General features: G+C 73.8%; 13 protein-coding genes. 9 read left to right on the forward strand and 4 right to left on the reverse strand.

The annotated features are described in order from the left end of the window. Window positions 1-833: 833 nt before the first annotated feature. The 3 genes from AC2A1K_RS13615 (at window position 834) to AC2A1K_RS13625 (ending at window position 3,382) form a co-directional block, all read left to right on the forward strand. Window positions 834-1,052, forward strand: coding sequence for an ANTAR domain-containing protein (locus tag AC2A1K_RS13615; RefSeq protein ID WP_483896839.1), 219 nt, complete (start codon window positions 834-836; stop codon window positions 1,050-1,052). 297 nt (window positions 1,053-1,349) lie between these two features. Then, window positions 1,350-2,504 (forward strand): Acg family FMN-binding oxidoreductase, encoded by a 1,155-nt coding sequence (locus tag AC2A1K_RS13620; protein WP_483896840.1) that lies wholly within the window; start codon window positions 1,350-1,352, stop codon window positions 2,502-2,504. Further along, window positions 2,501-3,382: a hypothetical protein gene (locus tag AC2A1K_RS13625; protein ID WP_483896841.1), complete on the forward strand. Its 882-nt coding sequence runs from the start codon at window positions 2,501-2,503 to the stop codon at window positions 3,380-3,382. Before AC2A1K_RS13620 ends, AC2A1K_RS13625 begins: the two co-directional genes overlap by 4 nt. A 4-nt stretch (window positions 3,383-3,386) precedes the next feature. On the opposite strand, the gene AC2A1K_RS13630 is transcribed toward AC2A1K_RS13625, so the two are convergent. Both AC2A1K_RS13630 and AC2A1K_RS13635 read right to left on the reverse strand, forming a co-directional pair. Further along, window positions 3,387-4,208 (reverse strand): serine protease, encoded by an 822-nt coding sequence (locus AC2A1K_RS13630; protein ID WP_483896842.1) that lies wholly within the window; start codon window positions 4,206-4,208, stop codon window positions 3,387-3,389. Window positions 4,209-4,308: 100 nt separating this feature from the next. Further along, window positions 4,309-5,082, reverse strand: a complete 774-nt coding sequence (locus tag AC2A1K_RS13635) for a coniferyl-alcohol dehydrogenase (protein WP_483896843.1) — start codon at window positions 5,080-5,082, stop codon at window positions 4,309-4,311. Between the two features lie 290 nt (window positions 5,083-5,372). Between AC2A1K_RS13635 and AC2A1K_RS13640 the strand changes: the two genes are divergently transcribed. Together AC2A1K_RS13640 and AC2A1K_RS13645 are read left to right on the forward strand one after the other, a co-directional pair. After that, window positions 5,373-6,212 (forward strand): PhzF family phenazine biosynthesis protein, encoded by an 840-nt coding sequence (locus tag AC2A1K_RS13640; RefSeq protein ID WP_483896844.1) that lies wholly within the window; start codon window positions 5,373-5,375, stop codon window positions 6,210-6,212. 87 nt (window positions 6,213-6,299) lie between these two features. Further along, window positions 6,300-7,049: an E3 ubiquitin ligase family protein gene (locus AC2A1K_RS13645; protein WP_483896845.1), complete on the forward strand. Its 750-nt coding sequence runs from the start codon at window positions 6,300-6,302 to the stop codon at window positions 7,047-7,049. Here AC2A1K_RS13645 and AC2A1K_RS13650 read toward each other — a convergent pair whose 3' ends face one another. Together AC2A1K_RS13650 and mycP are read right to left on the reverse strand one after the other, a co-directional pair. After that, window positions 7,050-7,907 (reverse strand): nitrilase-related carbon-nitrogen hydrolase, encoded by an 858-nt coding sequence (locus AC2A1K_RS13650; RefSeq protein ID WP_483896846.1) that lies wholly within the window; start codon window positions 7,905-7,907, stop codon window positions 7,050-7,052. Window positions 7,908-7,976: 69 nt separating this feature from the next. After that, window positions 7,977-9,347, reverse strand: a complete 1,371-nt coding sequence (mycP, locus tag AC2A1K_RS13655) for a type VII secretion-associated serine protease mycosin (protein ID WP_483896847.1) — start codon at window positions 9,345-9,347, stop codon at window positions 7,977-7,979. Window positions 9,348-9,601: 254 nt separating this feature from the next. Between mycP and AC2A1K_RS13660 the strand changes: the two genes are divergently transcribed. From AC2A1K_RS13660 to asnB, 4 genes are all read left to right on the forward strand, one after another. Further along, window positions 9,602-10,516, forward strand: a complete 915-nt coding sequence (locus AC2A1K_RS13660) for a hypothetical protein (protein ID WP_483896848.1) — start codon at window positions 9,602-9,604, stop codon at window positions 10,514-10,516. Between the two features lie 60 nt (window positions 10,517-10,576). Then, window positions 10,577-12,241, forward strand: a complete 1,665-nt coding sequence (locus tag AC2A1K_RS13665; RefSeq protein WP_483896849.1) for an NAD(P)/FAD-dependent oxidoreductase — start codon at window positions 10,577-10,579, stop codon at window positions 12,239-12,241. After that, window positions 12,238-13,719, forward strand: a complete 1,482-nt coding sequence (locus AC2A1K_RS13670) for an ATP-binding protein (RefSeq protein ID WP_483896850.1) — start codon at window positions 12,238-12,240, stop codon at window positions 13,717-13,719. Before AC2A1K_RS13665 ends, AC2A1K_RS13670 begins: the two co-directional genes overlap by 4 nt. An 83-nt stretch (window positions 13,720-13,802) precedes the next feature. Continuing rightward, the gene (gene asnB / locus AC2A1K_RS13675) at window positions 13,803-15,695 is read left to right on the forward strand and encodes an asparagine synthase (glutamine-hydrolyzing) (RefSeq protein ID WP_483896851.1); all 1,893 of its coding nucleotides are present in this window, start codon (window positions 13,803-13,805) and stop codon (window positions 15,693-15,695) included. Window positions 15,696-15,731: the final 36 nt, after the last annotated feature.

The following is a 15,731-nucleotide window of genomic DNA, read 5'->3' on the forward strand; positions in this document are numbered from 1 at the left end:
ATTACCGAGAGAGGACCGCGCGCTCACCGGGCACCGTCCAAGGTCAGCGCCGGCGCTGGCGCGCCGGCGCGGCCCGGCGTTGCCGGGCCGCTCCCGCCACTCTGATAAATCGCCGTGCGTCCGCGACCCGGCCGCCGGGCCAGCCAGCAGCCAGGAGCACGACGCAGACAGGGACGAGTGGACGGGAGGCGTACGGCCTCCGGCGGGCAGGGCTCCGCCCTACAACCGGGCACCACGCTCAGGAGAGGGGCAGCCCCGTGGACGGCGGTGTGGCAGTGCGTGGGGGAGCGGTGGGATCGGGGTCTCTCCCTCGGCGGCGCTTCCGGGGTCTGACAGCCCGGCCGCTCCGGTGCAACCACCCGCCCGAGGCCGGACACGAACACAGCCGGCGGGAACGAGGACGGTCGGGAAGTTGCACCTCCACGCCCGGCCCGTCCGGGACGACCCCGCGCCGCCGAGGGAGAGACCCCGAAGCCGGCCCGTGGGTCGTCGGCGAACTGCTGCAGCCCTACAGCAGCGTTGGTGCACTCGGGGCCGTCCGTCGGCGTCCGCCGGAGACGTTTCCCCTGCTCAGGAGACCGATCCAGACGGATCGGGAACCGTCCACGGCACCTGAAAAGCGATAGGTCGGCGGTTCGACCCCGCCCCTGGCCACCCCAGCCCACCAGCGGAAACGCTCGGTGGGCTTCGTCGTGCGTCGGGTCGTCGCAGGCCGTTCCGCCGCGTGCCCGATGGACAGTTCGTGGTCGGACGGGTAGTGATTGCTGGACGCTTCCGGTGGTCGACCGCACGGCCGACGCGGAGGTCTCGTCGAGGACTTCCGAGGAGCAGCCATGATGCTTCCGGCCGAGAACGACCGTCTGATGATCCCCGCCGACGTCTACCGCGCCGAGGGCGTCGTGGCCGAGAGGCTCGGCGTGGACATCGAGGCCGCAGCGGAGATGCTGCGGAACGAGGCGTCCTCCCGCGCGATGACGATGGTGGAGCTCGCCTGCGAGGTGCTCACCGGCGTCTGGTCCCACCACGCGCTGGACCCGTGGGGAAGCTGCTGAGCGCGACCGCGCTGCTCGTATCGGGTGCAGGGGCGCCTCCGTCGCGCAGACCTCCACGTCGCAGCAGCCGTTCGACGTCGAGTTCCGCGGATTCCTCCACGCGCCCTCGACCTCGACCTCTCGCAGCGCCAGCCGGATCCCGGCTGACGCCACCCCCACCGCCGCGCTGACCGCCCGCCCGACGACGGCGGCGGGTGAGCGCGGAGGCACCGCTGGACTGAACCGGCCTGATGGGCCCGGGACGCCGGGACCTCGGCCCCAGGCGCTCGAGGCCCGCGGCGGACGACCCTGGACGTCGTGGACACCACGCACCCCGGCGCCCCGATCCCGCCGCTCCGGTGCTTCGGGGCGAGCTCCGCCGCGACCGTCCTGGCGGGGCTCGCCGTCTGGCGAGTGCTCGACTCCGGCGTGCTCGACCCCGTGGGCGGTCGCGCGTTCGCGGCGTGGTCGACGTGGCGCGACCCCGATCTGCACGGTGCCGTGGCGGCCGCGGTGCTCGCCGCGAACCCCCACAACACGCAGCCCTGGACGTTCCGGATCGACGGCACCGTGATCGAGCTCGCGATCGACCCGGAGCGGCGCATCGACGCCCTCGACCCCCTGGGGCGCGAGACCGCGGTCGGCCTGGGCTGCGCCCTCGAGAACCTCGTCCTCGCCTGCCACGCCCGCGGGCACGACACCGCCGTCACGCTGCTGCCCGCCCCCGGAGCCGCCCGCGTCGAGCTCCGACCGGGCGTCGTCGAGACGTCCCCGCTCCACGCCGCGATCGGGTCCCGCCACACCGATCGCGGCCCCTACCTGCCCCGGCCGATCCACCGCGCCACGCTCGACGGCCTCGTCGACATGAGCGATCTCCCCGGCGTCGCCGTGCACTGGGTGACCACGCTCGAGGACAAGCGGCGCCTCGGCGCCCTCCTCGTCGACGCCGCCGTCGCCGTCACCCGCGACGAGGAGCAGTCGCGGGCGTCCTTCGCGTGGTTCCGGGGCTCGCGCCAGGAGATCGGGGAGCATCGCGACGGTCTCACGCTCGCCGGGCAGGGAATGGCCCCCGCGATGCTCCGCGCGGCCACCCTGCTGCCCGCGACGCGACGCCGGGCCGCGGACCGCTTCTGGGTGCGCCGGACGAGGACCGTGCACACGCGGACGGCCGCCGCCTACGGCGTCGTCACCGCAGCCGACCCCGACGACCACGACACCCGGCTGCTCGCCGGCCGGCTCCTGCAGCGTGTGCACCTCGCGGCGACCGCCGAGGGCCTGGCCCTGCAGCCGCTCAACCAGGCCACCGAGCGGATCGACCGGGACCGCACCCTCGGCCGTGACGGCGAGCTCGCCGCGCGGTTCGCGGCCCTGCTCCCGGACGGTGCGGCGCCGCTCGTCACCTTCCGGGTCGGCTACCCGACCCGTCTCGCGCACCCGAGCCCGCGGCGATGCCTGGACGCCGTCCTGCGATGACGGCGGGTGTGCGGCTGCTGTGGATCCCCGTCGGCGCCGGCGGGCACGTCGTCCGCCGGACGAGCCGCTGGTGGGAGCGGTTCGCGGCCGCCCGTGAGCACCGGGCGCCGCAGCGGCTGTTCCACGCCGTGCTGGAGATCGAGGTCGACGGCGCGCGGTGGGTCGTCGAGATGGCGCCTGCCTGGGGCGGGCCGAGCACACCGGACCGGGGCGTCGTGCGAACCGGGCCGGTCGCGGTCGCGGTGCTCGGGAGGTCGCGGTTCTTCCGCTACGAGGTGCGGTGCTGGCGCGACGGCGTGTTGCCCGACCGCCGTTTCGCGGTGGGCGCGCCGATGCTCGTCACCGACGACGACGCGACGGCCCGGGCGATGCTCGAGCGAGTTCGCGAGGTGCCCGTCCTGACCTGGGGCCACGCCGTGGACGGGGACATGTGGAACTCCAACTCGCTGGTCGCCTGGCTGCTCGCGACGTCCGGGCTCGACACGACACCGGTCCCGCCGGGGTGCGGGCGCGCGCCCGGGTGGGACGCCGGGCTCGCGGTCGCCACCGGACCGTTCGGCCCGCCCGCCGCGCCGGACGGCGAGGAGCCCGGACCGTTCGGAAATCCGTGCGCACGCGCACGTAACGACGTCACCCGATCGAGCGACGTCTCCGCGGATGTCGGCGTGCGCGCAGGGGGTTCGGGCGTGGAGTGGATCGTGGCGTTGGCGGTGTTCGCGGTGGTGTCGGTCCTGGTGATCGGGGTGCCGCTCTACCTCGCGATGAGGTCCTGGACCGGGCGGTCCGACCGTCGGGCCGCGGAGGCCCGCCGACGGGCGGGCTCCGCCCGCTCGTCGAGCACGACGAGCGGGCGGACGCGCGAGGTCCTCCAGCCCTGACGGGTCAGCCGGTGACGAGCACGACGTCACCGGCACCGTGGTCGCGGGCGTAGTCCAACATCTTGCTCAGGTCGCTGATCCCGTTGCTCGCGGGCACGGGCGCGAACTGCACCGTCGAGAGCACGCCGAGCGCGCGTCCGTCGGCCGACAGGAACGCGCTGCCGGAGTCGCCGGGGATGCCAGGGGAGACGGTCAGGACGTCGTAGCTCCAGCCGTTGCCGGTCTCCCCGGCGACGGTGCCGATCTTCGGGCTGAGCAGCGTGACGCCGCCGCGCAGCTCGGAGTTGCCATAGCTGTGCACGACCTCGCCGACGCCGGCGCCGTCGGTGTCCACGCCGCTGGGTCCGCCGAAGAAGGGGACCACCCCCGACGCGGTCGCCGCGTCCTCGGGGGCCAGCTTCACCAGGGCGAAGTCGTTGTCGTTGCAGGCGTCCTCGTCGGTCTCGCCCGCCTCCTGCATCGCGAGCCAGGAGTTGTAGGCGAGCTCGCCGGGCTTGCTCGCGCCCCCGACCTCGACCTCGGTGCCGAGCGGCAGGGACGCGGAGTCACAGCCGTTGGTCTCGGTCGAGGCACCGGTGCCCGAGCAGTGGGCGGCCTGGCCGATGAAGGTGTCCTCCCCGTCGGTGAACAGGAAGTTGGCGGTGCACTGGGCGCCGTCGGTGCGGGTCTGCACACCGGGGTGCACACCGGGCGCGGTCGGGGTCGGCCCCTGGCTCCCGGGGTCCGCGGGATCGCCCGGGGCGGCGACGGCCGTCGCGGCGCCCAGCCAGGCGACGGCGGCGACGGCGACTCCCGTCGCCAGCGCGGCCATCGTGCGACGCGTCATGCGTCCTGCTCCCATTGCGTGATCTCCCGCGAGCCGAGTGCACGTCCGACTCGTTCAACGGACAGATCACAGTCGGGTGACGATCGGTGTGGAAGGACCTTCAGCGTGACTGGAGCGCGGCCCAGGTGGTCGCCGCGGCGACGCCGCCGTCGGCCGCGAGGGCCTGGCCGTTGACCCACCGGCTCTCGTTCGACATGAGAAAGGCGACGACGGAGGCGATCTCCGAGGCCTCGGCGTCCCGGCCCGCGGCGGTGCGCTGGCGGGCGAGGCGGCGGGGATCGGTGGAGCGCTCCACCTCGGGCAGGGAGGGCGTGCGGACCGTGCCCGGGGCGACCGCGTTCATCCGGACGCCGTCGCCCCACGTCAGCGTCGACGAGGCCGTCGTGTACGCGAGCACGGCCTCCTTCGACACGTCGTAGACCGAGCGGTCGGGCCGCTGCTCGCGGCACCAGCGCAGGCCCTCGGCGAAGGTGCGGGTGGCGAGCAGCGGCCGGAGCTCGGCGAGATGGGCGACCCAGTGCCGCCCCTCCGAGGACGACACGTTGACCACGGACCCCCCGCGGCGGATGCGTCCGATCAGGCTCTCGGTGAGGTGGCGCATGCCGAGGAAGTTGACCGAGAGCACGGTCTCGGCCGGCGCGGTGCCCGGGACGCCGGCGACGTTGGCCAGCGCGTCGACCTGCCCGTCGAGGCGGTCGACCGCGGCGTCGATCGAGCCCGGGTCGGCGAGGTCGCAGGTGACGTGGGCGATCTCGCGGTCGGGCGGCTCCCGCCGGTCGAGGCCGACGACGGACACGCCGTGACGCGTGAGGAACTGCGCGAGCGCGCGCCCCACCCCGGAGGAGGCGCCGCTGACCAGGAAGACCGTGCTCATGGCGGGATCACAGTAGCGAGGCCCGCGGATCACCCCGTCGGCGCAGTCCCTCCGCATCACCCCGACGGGGTCACGGAGCTGCGGCTGTGCCGTCGCTCGGTACCCTGGCGGTCGCTACAGGTAGTGATACTACGCCGTCCGTGTGGCGCTGCTTGGCCGACGCATAGGATGAATGTGACCTTCTGTGGTGACTCCCGGGGCGTGGTGGGGTGGCCCACGCCCCGGGGCTCGCGGCCGTTCGGCCGATCCGTTCGCCGCGTGGCTGCCTCCCACGCGTCGCGCACGGCACGATGGAGGTCGTGCAGCTCCATCTCGTCGACGCGTTCACGTCCTCGCCCTTCACCGGCAACCCGGCCGGGGTGTGTCTCACCGACGCCGACGACGCCGCCTGGATGCAGGCGGTCGCGGCGGAGGTCAACGTCTCCGAGACCGCGTTCGTCGACCTCTCGACGCTCGCGAGCACGGGCGAGGTGGGCCTGCGGTGGTTCACGCCGACCGTCGAGGTGGAGATCTGCGGGCACGCGACACTGGCGAGCGCGCACGCGCTCTTCGAGCAGGGCCTGGCGACGTCGCCGATCGCCTTCCGCACCGCCTCCGGCGTGCTGCTCGCCGAGGCGCTGGCCGGCGGCGGCATCCAGCTCGACTTCCCGGTCGACGAGCCGGTCTCGGCGCTACCCGACGGCCACATGGCCGACGAGTTCGCCGACGCCCTCGGTGCGGCGGTCGTCGAGCTCGCCCGCTGCCGCTACGACATCCTCGTCGAGATCCCGTCCGCCGAGGAGGTGCGGAACCTCGAGCCGGACCTGTCGGTGCTCAAGGCGGCCAGCGGTCGCGGCGTGATCGTCACCGCCCGGGCCGGCGACGACCCGAGCCCCGGCGCGCCGGACTTCGTCTCGCGGTTCTTCGCTCCCGCCGTCGGCATCGACGAGGACCCGGTGACCGGGTCGGCGCACTGCTGCCTCGCGCCGTTCTGGGCCAAGCGGCTCGGGCGCGAACGCCTCGTGGGCGCCCAGCTCTCCCCGCGTGGCGGAGAGGTCGGGGTCGAGCTCGCGGGTGAGCGCGTGTACCTGCGGGGCGACGCGGTCACCGTCAGTCGCGGCGAGCTGCTCCCGGCGGCCACGAAGATCTGAGGCGGGCCCCGCGGCTGGTGCTTTGACCGACGTTCGCCTACTTTCTGTAGTGCTCACTCGTCGGTCGGCACAGGGAGTCCCCCCATCATGTGGATCGTCGGCCTCGTACTGGTCGCGCTCGGTGTCGCGGGCTTCTTCGCCGCGCAGAGCACCCGCCAGCGCCGTCACGCCATGATCGCGGCCGAGACGCTGCCGATCGCCGAGCTCGAGGAGCACCGGCGCACGCTCTCCGACCTCGGGACCACCGGGGGCTTCCGCAAGGTCTGCGAGGTCGTCGGCGCGGCGCACCCGCACCCCGACGGCCCGCTGCGCGCGCCCCAGAGCGGCGTCGAGTGCGTCTGGTACCGCCAGACCGTCGTCCACAAGTTCAGCGAGTCCTACCGCGACTCCGACGGCGACTGGCGCCGCCGCGAGCGCAACGACACGGTCCTCGACGACACCTCGCGCCAGGGCTACGCCCTCGTCGACGACACCGGGATCATCGGCGTCGACCCGAACGGGACCGCCCCGGACCGTCCCGAGAAGATCCACGAGCGGTTCGAGCCCGACGGTGGTGGTGGCATCTGGGACCGCGGCAGCGAGTCGCTGGGCATGACCTACACGGAGTGGGTCCTCCGGCCCGGCCAGCGCCTCTACATCCTCGGCGAGGTGCACGACCGGATCGGCCCGCTGGTGATCGGGAAGCCCGAGTCCTCGTCGGACCGCTTCATCGTCTCGACGCGCTCCGAGCAGGAGCTCCGCGACGACACCGTGGGCTCTCAGCGCTGGTTCGCCTGGGGCGGCACGGCGCTGGCCGTGCTCGGGGCCGTGCTCGTCGTGCTCGACCTCGTCACGTAGTCAGAGGTCGCCGCCCTCGTCGAGCAGCCGGTCGATCTCGCGGCGCAGCAGGCCCAGCCGTGCCTCGCGCACCAGCGGGATGTCGCGGCGGCGACGGCGCACGTCGGCGAGGTCGATGTCGAACGTGGCGGTCTCCTCGGCCTCGGGACCCTCGCCGCACTCGCCGACGACCTCGCCCCACGGGTCGACGATGTGGCTCCCGCCCCAGAACCTCAGCCCGCCCTCGACGCCCACGCGGTTCACGAACACCACGAACAGCTGGTAGATGCGCCCGTAGAACGTGGTGATGTTGCGCCAGTACTCCTTGGAGTCGTAGCGCTCCGGCGACATCGACTGCGCCGAGTTCGCCGGCACGAGCAGCAGGTGGGCCCCGTCCTGGGTGGACAGGAACGCCACCTGCGGCTGCCAGGCGTCGTTGCAGATCAGCGTCGCCGCGCGGTGGCGCCCGCCCCGGACGCCGTACGCGCGGGAGTGCTGGCCGGGCAGGAAGTGCTTGCGCTCCTCGAACGTCGAGTACGTCGGCAGGTAGAGCTTGCGGTGGGTGTGGACGAGCTGGCCGCCCTCGTAGTAGCCGGCGCTGTTGTAGGTGTGCAGGCCGTGCCCGCCGGCCTCGGGGAACCCGAGGAGCACGCCGGCGCCCCCGGCGCGCTGCGAGATGCGCAGCAGTCGCGGGTCGTCGGGAGCCAGCGAGAGATCCTGGGGCACGTCGCCGATCTGGTAGCCCGACAGCGACAGCTCCGGGAAGACGACGAGGTCGGAGTCGTTGTCGACCGCCTCCGCGACCACCCGCTCGGCGCGCTTGAGGTTGCCGTCGAGGTCGCCGAGCGCGGCGTCGGTCTGGGCGAGCGTGATGCGCACGCGGGCTCCTCGGGGTCGGCGCCGCGGGCGGCGAAGAGGACGGGACGACTCCGGGTCACCCCGGCCGCCTCAGCGCGACCGACGTGCCCGTCGCGCGACGAGAACGATCAGGCCGGCTCCACCCAGCAGCGCCATCGCTGCTGCCGACCCGGCCAGCGCCACGGTGCGCGATCCGGAGTGTGCATCGCGTGCATCCGTCAGGTCGACCCGACCCGCCCCGGCCGGGGAGACCGAGGCCGGCCCGGGGCCGGCGAACTCGTCCGGGCGGACGTCGGCGACGGCGGCCACCGGGTCGACGGTGCCGGCGCCGACCGCGTCGTCGCGGCCCCCGGCCTGGCCCCCGCGGTCGGCGGACGAGATCACGCGCGCCATCACCTGACGCGCGTCGAGCCCCGGGTAACGCGCGCGGACGAGGGCGACCACCCCGCTGACGTAGGGCGCCGCGAAGCTCGTGCCCTCGATCGGGATCGCGCGGCCGGCCCCGATCGGCGTGATCGTGTCGACCAGCCCCGGCCCGGCCGGATCCAGCGAGACGATCTCCGAGCCCGGCGCGGCGAGCGACACCCACGGGCCCCGGATGCTCTGGGGCGCGGGCAGGCCGTCGCGGCGCGTGTAGCCGACCGAGAGCACGTCGTCGCCGAACCACGCCGGCGCGACCACCTGCCCGGAGCTCTGGCCGTCCGGGTTCTGTGTGCAGGCGCCCGACCCGGCGTTGCCGGCGGCTGCGACGACGACGACGTCCGCGTCGACCGCGGCGCGCACCGCGGCGCGCAGCGGAGCGAGCCCGCGGGCCGCGTCACCGGCGGGGACGCAGGCGGCCTCCGAGATGTTGATGACGGTCGCGCCGAGACTCGTCGCGCGCAGGACCGCCTCGGCGAGGGTGTCGACGTTGCCGCCGCCGTCGGTGGGTGAGCCGTCGGGCGCCGTGGTCCGGACGGTGGCGCTGGACTGGCGGATCGACAGCACGCGCGCGTCCGGGGCGACGCCGACGAAGCCCGTGCCCGGATCGGGCGCCGCGGCGATGATCCCGGCCACGAGCGTGCCGTGGCCGTCGCAGTCGAGCAGGCCGCCCTGGGCGCCGACGAAGTCGCCGCCGTCGACGAGACGGCCCGCGAGGCGGGGGTGCCTGCTCACGCCGGTGTCGATCACGGCGACCGTCTGGCCCGCGCCGCGGGTGAACCGCCAGGCGTCGGTGAAGCGCAGGCGCTGCTGGGACCACGGCGCCCCGGGGATCGTCCCGCCGCCGTCGGAGCGCACGCACGGCACGCGCGCGTCGACACCGGGCAGCGGGCGTGGGTCCGGGTCGAGGCGCGCGAGCGCCGCGGGATCGGGCGGGGGCGGCACGGGCGCGTCCGCGGAGGCGACCCCCGGCGTGGCGGCGACCAGCGCGGCGGCGACCACCGCGACGACGGTGCGGGCCGCCCGCCGACCGAGGATCACCGTTCGCACAGTAGGAGGTGCGCGAGGCGCGGGTGGGCGCTTTCGCGCGACGAATCGCCGCCCGGGCGGGGCGCGAGGGCGTCCCTCGCTGCGTGGGACGCAGCCGGGGTGTCCCTCGCTCCGGCGCGGCGAGGCGATCGGTGGCCCTCGGTGGCAACGGCGCGCAGCTATCCACCGAGATGTTCACTCTCATGGTCTAGAGTACCTGGCTTGTCGTCTCTTTCCGTAGCCGCCAAGCTGATCAGGGAGGGACGATGACCGCGACGACGACCACGCGCGACGGCCGGCCGCCCGGCGGTGGGCTGGCGGCACGCTGGTCGCCGCGGCGGCTCGGTCACCATCGGTATCTGTGGTGGCTCGGCGCGCTCGTGCTCGCCGGCGTCGTCGCGGCCATCGCCGTGACGTCCGACCCCGACCCCGCGCCCGGCATCGCCGACGACGGCGCGGTGAACGTGCTGACCGCGGTCATCGTGATCACCCCGATCCTCCTGTGGGGGCTGATCCACCAGATCGTCTCGGCCGTGCGCCGACGGGTGCGCGACGACGTCCGCGAGTACGGCGTCGGTCAGCCCGTCGCCGTGCGGCCGCCGGACCCCGCCTCGACCGGCGGCAGCGAGGACCGGGTGCGCTGGTTCGTCGACGTCGACCACGTGCCCGGCGCGGTGGTCGTCCGCGACCGTCGGGAGCGCGGTGGGCCCTCCTCCTGGCTCGACGACGGGGAGCGGCGGCTGCGCCTGCGCGCGCGGTCCGGGTCCATGACCGCGAGCGAGTCCACCGGCCCGGTGCTCGTGGCGCGCCGCTTCGGCCGCGCAGGGCACCGGCGCTGGGAGATCACGGTCGAGGGCGTCCGGCTGCGCTGCGAGGTGCGGGGCACCTTCCCGGTGCCGCGCCGCACGCTCGTCGACGACGACGGGACGGCGTGGCTCGTGCGGGTCGGCCGCGCCCGGCGCGGGCGTGTCCACCCGTCCGGGCGCGTGCCCGAACGTCTCTCGCCCGCCGCGGCCGCGTTCGTCGTCTGGTTCGTGGCCGAGCTCGACGGCAAGATCCGGGCCGCCCGCGACGCTCCGCTGACCGGTGGCGGCCACGGTGCCGTCGACAGCGGTGACTCGTCCTGGTGGGACAGCCCCTCCGACACCGGGAGCGACAGCGGCAGTACCAGCAGTGACTGACGGTTTCGCCGTCCGCTCAATCGATCGAGAAGCGACCGGGCGGGGCCTACGCTGGACGGCGTGGCCCGCCCGGTGATCCTGACCGTCGACGACGACCCCGCGGTGTCCCGTGCCGTCGCCCGCGACCTGCGGCGCGAGTACGGCGAGCACCATCGCATCGTGCGCGCGGAGTCGGGGCCGGCCGCCCTCGACGCGCTGCGCGAGATCGCGCTGCGGGGCGAGCAGGTCGCCGTGGTCCTCGCCGACCAGCGGATGCCCCGGATGTCCGGCGTCGAGTTCCTCGAGCAGGCCATGGACCTGTTCCCGCGGGCCCGCCGCGTGCTGCTCACCGCCTACGCGGACACCGACGCGGCGATCACCGCGATCAACGTCGTCGATCTCGACCACTACCTGCTCAAGCCGTGGGACCCGCCGGAGGAGAAGCTCTACCCGGTCGTCGACTCGCTGCTCGCCGCCTGGCGTGAGTCCTCGGACCGCCCGTCGGCGACCATCCGCATCGTCGGCAACCGCTGGTCGTCGCGCTCCTACGAGCTGCGGGACCTCGCGGCCCGCAACCAGGTCTCCTACGACTTCTACCGCGCGGAGGAGCCCGAGGGCGCCCGGTTGCTCGAGGCGGCAGGCGCCGACCCCGACCTGCTGCCCGTGGTCGTCACCGAAGAGGGGCGCGCGCTCGTCCAGCCCACCGACGCGCAGGTCGCCGAGGCGGCAGGCCTCGCGACCACGGCGTCCGAGGACGTCTACGACCTCGTGGTGGTCGGCGGCGGACCCGCGGGGCTCGGCGCGAGCGTCTACGGCGGCTCCGAGGGCCTGCGCACCGTGCTCGTCGAGTCCCGGGCCACCGGCGGCCAGGCCGGCACGTCGAGCCGCATCGAGAACTACCTCGGCTTCCCCAACGGCGTCTCCGGCGACCAGCTGACGACCCGTGCGCGGCTGCAGGCCGAGAAGTTCGGCACCGAGGTGCTCACCACCCGCACCGTCACGGCCCTGGAGCCGAAGGGCCGGGCACGCGTCGTCCGCTTCGACGACGGCTCGGAGATCACCGCGCACGCCGTGGTGCTCGCGACCGGCGTCTCGTACCGGATGCTCGAGTGCCCCGGCCTCGACGACCACACCGGGCAGGGCGTCTTCTACGGCGCCGCCGCGACCGAGGCCGCCTCGTGCACCGCGCAGGACGTCTACGTCGTCGGCGGGGCGAACTCCGCGGGCCAGGCGGCGATGAACTTCTCCCGGCACGCCTCCCGGGTGATCATGCTGGTGCGCGGCCCCTCGCTGACGGCGTCGATGTCGCACTACCTCATCGAGCAGATCGAGGCGAACCCCCGCATCGAGGTGCGCACGTGCACCGAGGTCTGCGCGGCCGCCGGCACCGACCACCTCGAGAAGCTGACATTGCGTGACAGGAACACCGGCGCCGCGGAGACGGTCGAGGCGTCCTGGCTGTTCGTGTTCATCGGCGCCGCCCCGCGCACCGACTGGCTGGACGGCGTGGTGGCCCGCGACGGCCGCGGGTTCGTCCTCACCGGGCCCGACCTGCCCCGCGAGGAGAACGGACGGGCTCCGGCGGGATGGGAACCGGACCGGGATCCGTTCCACCTGGAGACGTCCGTGCCCGGGGTCTTCGCCGTCGGCGACGTCCGGGCCGATTCGGTCAAACGCGTCGCGTCCGCGGTCGGTGAGGGCGCGATGGCGGTGAGCCTGGTGCACCGATGGCTGGAGAACCGATGAGTACGACAGAGCAGATCTCCGACAAGCTCACCCGTGACGAGCTGCGCGGGCTGTTCCTGTTCGAGAAGCTCGACGACGCCCAGCTCGACTGGTTGGCCGAGCACGGCGACGTCGTCGCGTTCTCCGCCGGCGAGACGGTGTGCCGCGAGGGCGAGCCGGCGCGCTGCTTCTGGGTGCTGCTGACCGGCGAGCTGGCGATGCTCCAGGCGATGCGCGGCGACGAGGTCGAGACGACGCGCACGTCGCAGCGAGGCTCGTACGGCGGCTCCACGCAGGCCTACATCCCGGACGCCGACCAGACCTACAAGCACACGCTGCGCGCCACCACGGACGCGACGTTCCTCGCGCTGCCCGCCGCCGAGTGGGCCGACGCGCTGCGTACCTGGTTCCCGCTGCCGATCCACCTGCTCGAGGGCCTCGTCGTCGGCATGCGCCGCACCTCGACGATCCAGAGCGAGCGCGAGCGTCTGCTCGCCCTGGGCTCGCTGTCCGCGGGCCTGACCCACGAGCTCAACAACCCCGCCGCCGCGGCGCAGCGCGCCACGGAGTCGCTGCGCAGCCGCGTCGCCGGCATGCGCCACAAGCTCGGCCTGCTCGCCTGCGGCAAGCTCGACGGCCCGACCGTCGCGCAGCTCGTCGAGCTGCAGGAGGACGCGGTCAACCGCGCGGAGACCGCCCCGGAGCTCTCGGCGCTCGAGGCCTCGGACGCCGAGGACGAGCTCGGCGACTGGCTGGACGAGCGCGGCGTCGGCGGCGCGTGGGACCTCGCCCCCGTCCTGGTGGCGGGCGGTCTGGACGCGGAGTGGCTGGACAAGGTCGAGCGCGCGGTGCCCGAGGGGTCGATCGAGGCGGCGGTGCGCTGGATCGCCTATGCCGTCGAGACCGAGACGCTCATGGGCGAGATCACCGACGCCACGGCACGCATCGCGAACCTCGTCGGGGCGGCCCGCCAGTACTCGCAGCTCGACCGCGCGCCGTTCCAGGAGGTCGACCTGCGCGACCTGCTGAAGTCCACGCTGGTGATGATGAACCGCAAGCTCGAGGGCATCCGGCTGGTCAAGGAGCTCGATCCCGACCTCCCGAGGATCCCGGCCTACGCCGCCGAGCTGAACCAGGTCTGGACCAACATCATCGACAACGCCGTCGGCGCCATGCACACCCACGGCGACGGCACCGGGACGCTGACGATCCGCACCCGCCGCGACGGCCCGCACGCGATCGTCGAGATCGGCGACACCGGCCCCGGCATCCCTGACGACGTGCGCCCGCGCATCTTCGAGCCGTTCTTCACCACCAAGGACGTCGGCGAGGGCACAGGGCTGGGCCTGGACATCTCGTGGCGCATCGTCGTCAAGAAGCACCACGGCGACATCCGGGTCCGCACCGGCCCGGGCGGCACCACCTTCGAGGTCTGCCTGCCGCTCGAGGGGCCGGCCCGCGAGGACGCACCGGCCGAGGACGCCGCCGAGGCCGGGTGACATCGTCATGGCCTCTACTTAGTTACGCAAGCTAAGTATCTGGGCAGTCCTCCTCCGTCACCGTCGACGAGGAGGTCGTGGCCATGTGTGGCATCGCGGGAGCGGTGGATCTGGCGCGTGGGGTGGACCGCGCCGAGGTCGAGCCGATGGTCGAGACGATGAGCTGTCGCGGCCCGGACGACGCGGGGTTGTGGCTCTCCGAGGGCGACCACGGCCCGGCCGCCATGGGTCATCGCCGGCTCGCCGTCGTCGACGTGCCCGGCGGGCACCAGCCGATGACCGTCGAGCACGGTGGCGAGACGCTGCTGACGCTGGTGTTCTCCGGCGAGGTCTACAACTTCCGCGAGCTGCGGCGCGAGCTCGAGGACCGCGGGCACACGTTCCGTACCGCGTCGGACACCGAGGTCGTGCTGGTCGGCTGGCTCGAGTGGGGCTCCGCGGTGGTCGAACGCCTCAACGGCATGTTCGCCTTCGCGATGTGGGACACCCGGCGCGAGGAGCTCTTCCTCGTGCGCGACCGCATGGGCGTCAAGCCGCTGTACTACTACCCGACGCCGCACGGGGCGCTGTTCGGCTCCGAGCCCAAGGCGATCCTCGCCCACCCGCGCAGCGAGGCCGTGCTGGACATCGACGGAATGCGCGAGCTCCTGGCGCACGTCAAGACGCCCGAGCACGGGATCTACCGGGGCATGTTCGAGGTGCGTCCGGGCTCGTGGGTGCGCGTGCGCCGCGAGGGCGTCGACGTCCACCGGTACTGGCAGCTCGAGGCGCTCGAGCACACCGACGACCAGGAGACGACCGTCGCGCACGTCCGCGAGCTGCTCGACGACATCGTCGACCGCCAGCTCGTCGCCGACGTGCCGCTGTGCGCGCTGCTCTCCGGCGGCCTCGACTCCTCGGCGATCACCGCGCTCGCGGCGCAGAAGCTGCGCGCGCGGGACGCCGGCCCGGTGCGGTCGTTCTCGGTGGACTTCGTCGGCTACGAGGACTCCTTCGCCGCGGACCCCATGCGCGACACGCCCGACGGGCCCTACGTCCGCGAGCTCGCCGAGCACGTCGCCGCCGACCACTCCGCGATCACGCTGTCGAACGACGACCTCATGGACCCCGACGCCCGCGCCGCCGTGCTCGCCGCACGGGACGTGCCCGTGTCGATCGGCGACATGGACACCTCGCTCTACCTGCTGTTCAAGGCGATCCGCGGGCGCTCCACCGTGGCGCTGTCCGGGGAGTCGGCCGACGAGGTGTTCGGCGGCTACCGCTGGTTCCACGACGCCGACGCCGTGAACGCCGACACGTTCCCGTGGATGGCAGCCAGGCGGATGGGGCCGCTCGACCACTCGACCTCGTACTTCGCGCCCGGACTGCGCGACGAGCTCCACCTGGCCGACTACGTCGACGCCTCGTACCGGGACGCGCTGGCGGAGGTGCCGCACGTCGACTCCGACGCAGCGACGCGGAGCTCGACCACCGCGGACGGCGTGAGCGCGCGGGAGCGCCGGATGCGCGAGGTCTGCTACCTGCACCTGACGCGCTTCGTCCAGATCCTGCTCGATCGCAAGGACCGGATGAGCATGGCCAGCGGGCTCGAGGTGCGCGTGCCGTTCTGCGACCACCGGCTCGTCCAGTACGTCTTCAACACCCCGTGGGCCCTCAAGACCTTCGACGGCCGGGAGAAGAGCCTGCTGCGCGCGGCGACCCGCGACCTGCTGCCGGCGTCGATCGCCGACCGGGTCAAGAGCCCGTACCCGTCGACGCAGGACCCGGGCTACGAGAAGGCGCTGCGGGCCGCGATCGCGGACGTGGTGTCCGACCGCGACGCCCCCGTGCGCGAGCTCGTCGACGTCGACGCCCTGCGCTCGGTGATCGACGCCCCGCAGGACGGCCCGAGCATCGACACCGACCGGGCGAGGATGGAGTCGGTGCTGCAGATCGACTCGTGGCTGAGGCGGTACCGCCCGACGCTGGCGCTGTAGGCGCCCCGCTCCGTGGGTGTCGGCTACGAATCGGAC

It is taken from the genome of Actinomycetospora sp. 2LY8.5, assembly GCF_057180585.1.

Bases quoted from the DNA above. Each gene is read 5' to 3' on its own strand.
- AC2A1K_RS13615 (WP_483896839.1), top strand. From the start codon at position 834: ATGATGCTTCCGGCCGAGAACGACCGTCTGATGATCCCCGCCGACGTC.
- AC2A1K_RS13625 (WP_483896841.1), top strand. From the start codon at position 2,501: ATGACGGCGGGTGTGCGGCTGCTGTGGATCCCCGTCGGCGCCGGCGGG.
- AC2A1K_RS13630 (WP_483896842.1), bottom strand. From the start codon at position 4,208: ATGACGCGTCGCACGATGGCCGCGCTGGCGACGGGAGTCGCCGTCGCC.
- AC2A1K_RS13635 (WP_483896843.1), bottom strand. From the start codon at position 5,082: ATGAGCACGGTCTTCCTGGTCAGCGGCGCCTCCTCCGGGGTGGGGCGC.
- AC2A1K_RS13640 (WP_483896844.1), top strand. From the start codon at position 5,373: ATGGAGGTCGTGCAGCTCCATCTCGTCGACGCGTTCACGTCCTCGCCC.
- AC2A1K_RS13645 (WP_483896845.1), top strand. From the start codon at position 6,300: ATGTGGATCGTCGGCCTCGTACTGGTCGCGCTCGGTGTCGCGGGCTTC.
- AC2A1K_RS13660 (WP_483896848.1), top strand. From the start codon at position 9,602: ATGACCGCGACGACGACCACGCGCGACGGCCGGCCGCCCGGCGGTGGG.
- AC2A1K_RS13670 (WP_483896850.1), top strand. From the start codon at position 12,238: ATGAGTACGACAGAGCAGATCTCCGACAAGCTCACCCGTGACGAGCTG.
- asnB (WP_483896851.1), top strand. From the start codon at position 13,803: ATGTGTGGCATCGCGGGAGCGGTGGATCTGGCGCGTGGGGTGGACCGC.